2 protein-coding genes are annotated in these 1152 nt (G+C 43.4%); one reads left to right on the top strand and one right to left on the bottom strand.

The genetic code is table 11. The features are described from left to right. Window positions 1-605 (bottom strand): cysteine desulfurase family protein (locus SPADD19_RS12505; RefSeq protein WP_241496439.1); only part of this gene is annotated, 605 nt, incomplete at its 3' end. 192 nt (window positions 606-797) lie between these two features. Here SPADD19_RS12505 and SPADD19_RS02795 point away from each other — a divergent pair. Continuing rightward, window positions 798-1152 (top strand): DUF6556 family protein (locus SPADD19_RS02795; protein WP_061455130.1); only part of this gene is annotated, 355 nt, incomplete at its 3' end.

The following is a 1152-nucleotide window of genomic DNA, read 5'->3' as shown; positions in this document are numbered from 1 at the left end:
TTGTGACTAGAGAAGGTCGCAAAGTCCACGCGCTCTGGTAGATAAACTTCTGTTGCTACCTTTGCCAAGGCTTGAACCGCATCGACATGGAAACTAACCGTTGGGCGATCTTCCAGGAGAGCCGCAATGTCATGGATGGGCTGGATGGAACCAATCTCATTGTTGACGGCCATGACAGAGACCAAGGTCGTATCCGGACGGAGTAGGTTAGCCAAGGCATCCACCTTGACAAAACCACGCGCATCCACTGGAGCGTAATCCACTTCGAATCCCTGCGTCTTTAACCAAGCAGCTGATTCCTTGATGGCAGGATGCTCGATGTCAGAGACAATGATATGCTTGCCATAAGGGGATTTCTCAAAGGCGACACCCTTGAGGATCCAGTTGTCCCCTTCTGTCCCACCAGACGTGAAGTAAATTTCCTCAGCTTTCTTGCCAATTAGCTCCGCAATTTGTTTCCGAGAAGCCTCTAAAATACGAGTAGCTTGACTACCTAGATTGTGCAAACTAGAAGGGTTTCCCCAGATCCGAGTCGCTACTTCTGTATAAGTCGCAAGGGCTTCTGGATAGGGTTTAGTCGTTGCTGAATTGTCAAAATAGATCATGTCCTACGCATCCATCACTTTCTTTTTACGTAACTTCTATTTTATCATTTCTGACCGCTTGGGACAAGGATTTGATAAAGAGAGAGTTGGCAAAATCACTCTATAAAATTCAGTTCTTTTTAGACATTTTTCAGAAAATGACTTATAATAGGAAAGTGTTAAAAAACAATTTTTGATAGAAAGAGAAAGAACATGTCACAATATTCAAGAAGTAACAAAAACCAAAAACCTGAGGAAAAAGTAGATACAAGACCATCTCGCGGTGAGAAAGTCAAACAAGGTTTGTCCGTATTTCAAACCGTTGTAGCTACGATTGCCAGTCTCCTAGGGATTATCGTCACTTCCTTTACCATCATGAGCCTGCTCAATAAAGACAATCAAAAAACAGAAGACAAACCATCTAGTAGCACCAGCGTCGTCGTTGTCCACGATAAGGGATCTGACTCAAGCGCTACCAATACAGATGCTAACACCAATACGCAGACCGATTCAAGTAATACAGAAACAAGTTCACAAAAAGAAACCGATAGCTCATCTGCTACAGAAA

This window comes from Streptococcus parasanguinis, from assembly GCF_001578955.1.
GTDB lineage: Bacteria > Bacillota > Bacilli > Lactobacillales > Streptococcaceae > Streptococcus > Streptococcus parasanguinis_U.
This window is presented reverse-complemented; position numbering and strand designations above follow the sequence as displayed.